The sequence below is a fragment of the Robiginitalea sp. genome, assembly GCF_049588695.1.
In the GTDB taxonomy this organism is placed as follows: domain Bacteria; phylum Bacteroidota; class Bacteroidia; order Flavobacteriales; family Flavobacteriaceae; genus Robiginitalea.
Genome location: NZ_JBAVZJ010000004.1, coordinates 1 through 3657, shown reverse-complemented (window position 1 = coordinate 3657; position 3657 = coordinate 1). Strand labels below are relative to the sequence as shown.

3 protein-coding genes are annotated in these 3657 nt (G+C 47.6%); 2 read left to right on the top strand and 1 reads right to left on the bottom strand.

Annotation, left to right across the window (positions count from 1 at the left end):
• Window positions 1–256 precede the first annotated feature (256 nt).
• Entirely contained in the window at window positions 257–1360 is a 1104-nt protein-coding gene (locus tag WBV75_RS00065; RefSeq protein WP_424118625.1) for a DUF6544 family protein, read from the top strand.
• Between the two features lie 167 nt (window positions 1361–1527).
• Complete coding sequence (locus WBV75_RS00060; protein WP_424118624.1) at window positions 1528–2061, top strand: PepSY-associated TM helix domain-containing protein; 534 nt, start codon at window positions 1528–1530, stop codon at window positions 2059–2061.
• A 110-nt stretch (window positions 2062–2171) separates the two neighbouring features.
• Here WBV75_RS00060 and WBV75_RS00055 read toward each other — a convergent pair whose 3' ends face one another.
• Window positions 2172–3632: a S41 family peptidase gene (locus WBV75_RS00055; protein WP_424118623.1), complete on the bottom strand. Its 1461-nt coding sequence runs from the start codon at window positions 3630–3632 to the stop codon at window positions 2172–2174.
• Window positions 3633–3657 lie beyond the last annotated feature (25 nt).

The following is a 3657-nucleotide window of genomic DNA, read 5'->3' as shown; positions in this document are numbered from 1 at the left end:
TTTTTATTTTTCGTACCCCTCCATGGGCAGATTAGCCGGGGAACTGCGGATATAGCCGCACTCAACCGCCTGGTCCGCTTAAACGGTGTGCGTACTTTGCTCTGGCTGATCGCGTTAGCCGTACATCTGATCGCTTTCCCCACCCTTACACCTTAATGTTCATTGCAGTTTGTTAAAGGCGCATATTAAGATATCTTTGATCTTGCCTAATGAGCTTCCTGACAGGCTTCAGGAAAATAGTTGAAGATCCACTACTATGAGAGTTGCTTATGTCTTACTCCTGATCTTGCATGCGGTAGTCCACATTTTCTGGTTTGCCCACGCCTATGGATGGGTGAATCTGGACTATTTTAATAAAGTTATCCCACCCATGGTAGGCTTTAGCTGGCTGCTGGCCGCCCTGTTTTTCTTTGCTGCGGCCCTTCAGCTTGTAAAGGGTCGTCTTAATTGGTTCCACCCCGCACTTATCGGGGTTTTAATTTCACAAATGTGGATTTTTTCAGCCTGGGAGGACACCCAATTGGGATCGTTTGTCAATCTGGTCATTTTAGTAGGCGTTTTTATAGGGTACTCAAAGGCGCGGTTTGAAGGTCGTTTTAAGGAAGACGTCCAGGCTGTCTTTGAAAACCTGAGGCTTTCCCAAAACCTTTTGCAGGAAAAAGATCTGGAACGGCTTCCGGATGTTGTACAGCAATACATTCGACGAAGCGGCGCCGTCGGACGACCCAAAGTAGAGAATTTCTATCTGGAGTTCGATGGGGAGATGCGCAGCCAGGGGGGAGCCTGGTTTGGATTTCGCTCTCGTCAGTACAATTTTATCCCCAGACCCAAACGCCTGTTTTTTATGAAAGCCCGGGTGAAGGGAATCTCTACCCATGGTTATCACTCCTATCAGCCGCCGTCCGCAAAAATGACAGTAAAGGCGCTCTCCATCTACCCGGTGGTCAAAATAGACCAGCCGGAAATGCTACCGACTGAAACCGTAACATTTTTAAACGATATGTGTTTGTTTGCCCCGGGAGCCCTTATAGACGAACGAATCCTTTGGGAAACCCTGGATGAATTTCAGGTTAAAGCCATCTTCAGTTACCGGAAAGTGCAGATATCAGCAGTCCTTTATTTTAATACAGAAGGGGATTTGGTAGATTTCCGTTCAGAAGATCGCTACGATGTGGGACAGATGAAGGCCGTACCTTTCACTACCCCTGTTAAGGATTATCGGGAATTTGATGGAATTCGTGTGCCTGCATACGGGGAAGCCACCTGGCATTATTCGGATGGCCCTTTTGTTTATGGCAAATTCAAACTGAAGAAGTTGCGTTACAATTTGGCTGAAATGCCACCCGAAGAGGATTCTTAGTTCCCTACGGGAGTAAGCAGTGGGCAGTAGGCAATAATTTTTAATACGATTTTACTTTTCTCTTATTTAGAATCATTCTATTTTTGTTTCCTTTAAGCCCAAGGGTGCTCATTACCCTGAGCTGTTAGATATAACCTGAATACGTCTTTCAAAATCACTTCAGATATATGAGCCTGACCCACAGACAAATACACAGGGACGTTGCCTATTTCTATGTTGGACTTATCCTGGCGTTTTCCTTTTCCGGAATCATCCTCAACCACCGCCAAAGCTGGTATCCTACGGAATACGCCTATGAATCAGAAGAGGTCACCCTGAAGATCCCGAAGGGGGAACTCACCGAAGAAAAGGTCCGGAATCTGGTAGCCCCGTTTAAACTCGAGTATGAGAGCCACCGCTTGCGCGGAAACAATCTCAGGGTAGACTTTACAGGGAATTCCATAATGGAACTGGACACAAAAACAGGTGAAGGTGTGCTGGAAGCCCGGCGAACCGTACCATTTTTGGGTCATACCATCAAACTCCATAAATCCACCGATACGGCCTGGATCTGGTATTCCGATATTTTTGGGGCAGCGATGATACTGATTGCCATAACCGGTATGATGATTCCCATGGGAAAAAACGGCTTTAATAAACGGGGGTGGAAACTGATGTTGGTCGGGTTGATCTTTCCATTGCTGTTTCTGTTTATTCTTTAGTAGCTGTTCGATCTCCAGGGGAAGACCCCTCCCCCTCCCGGTCAGAAGATAGTGCTGGATACTGAATTCCCATAACAGGTAACGCAATACTTACCTGAGAAGATGTCTCTTTACTCCTGTTCCCGAAGTTCTTCCAGGGCTTCGCAAACGGCTTCGAGGTCAGCATAGGGAGCCTCAGCTACCTGCCTGAAAAACTCCTGCCGACCTCTCGGGTAATGAAGGTCGTAATCTGCAGGGATCCCCTTGTTTTCATAAAGAACACCTGCCGTATCCATAAAATGTTCATTCGACAAGGCGAAGTCCCATCCATTGGGTAGTTCTTTTTCAAGCGCCGTAGAGAGGGCACCGGAAGTGCTGGATCCGATACGCTTAAAATGAGGCAGCGAGTGACTCGCCAGGGCCATGGTTTCAGCGGCACTTCCGGTCTGGGGGGAAATCAGAAGAAATACAGGCTTAAGAAAGGGCATGTCATAAGTTTCAAGCCATATCTCCTGAATCGGACTGAATCCCGCTGGTCCTTTTAATTTCTCCAGAGCCACCTTTCGCCTCTGGTTGTTGAAATGCCTGAGGATTTCAAAGCTGACCGCATCCTGACCGCCTCCATTAAACCGAATATCCAGCACGATACGATCGGCAGACTTCAGATCAGCCATAACCCGGTCCATGGTATTCCGCACCCCAGCCACTTCCCTTTCAATATAGTTTCCTTCATCCATAGCTTGGAAAGCCTCCACATAGGCACCCACGTACCCGAGATGCTCAGTGCGGGACTTCGGGATATCGAGATTGGCGAATAACCACATGGCTTTGATCTGCACGTATCCGGAGGTCGCATCGAGCATCCCCCAACGAAGCAGGGTGGATTCCCGGGTCATCTCCTCGGACAGGTATGCCTCTGAAACAATATTGGCTACTTCAAAGTCCCCGTACTCCTTTCGAGCGTTCTGATCATTGGTTGTTTCCGACGGTGGGCTATTCGCTTCCAACCGTTCATAAAAAGCCTCGTCTGCCTCCAGGTATCCGTGGTTGTCTTTGAGGAGTTCCAGGGTTTCCTCCAGGATTTCATAGAGTCGGGATTCCGATGGATCCGCCGACAATTTGTTGCGCTGCTGCTCATAAAGTGCTGGCCAATCAATATTATTTAATTCCATAAAGGCATAATGGTCGGCTATAGTCTGAGAAAATACCTCAAAGTTATACATGGGGTCCGATGCCTTTGCAGGTGGAAGAGTCTCGCCACAAATCGTGGGAAATTCTGAAGTCCGGAAGAAGCGATAGGTAAGAACGCCTTGCGTTAATAACAGTGTATCTCTATTGACTTGGATCGCATCCCCAAAATCCGCAATCGGGCCTTGTCTGTGGAGGCTACAGCTCAGGGCATTCCAGTGAAAAAACGAATAGGTGCTGTCTTGCTCCACCTGCAAAACCCATCCGGACTCTGAAGACTTCCAGACCCCTGAAATACCGATTTCAGGCACCTTTTCTATCCCACAGGAAAGCAGGAATAAAGAAAGTATGGCGTACAAAAGGTAATTGTGTTCAAAAGGCCGTATCGCGCCAATTCGCTTCATGTTATCAATACTATTATTCCACTAA

Coding starts and splice junctions, on each gene's coding strand:
- WBV75_RS00060 (WP_424118624.1), top strand. CDS start 1,528: ATGAGCCTGACCCACAGACAAATACACAGGGACGTTGCCTATTTCTAT.
- WBV75_RS00055 (WP_424118623.1), bottom strand. CDS start 3,632: ATGAAGCGAATTGGCGCGATACGGCCTTTTGAACACAATTACCTTTTG.
- WBV75_RS00065 (WP_424118625.1), top strand. CDS start 257: ATGAGAGTTGCTTATGTCTTACTCCTGATCTTGCATGCGGTAGTCCAC.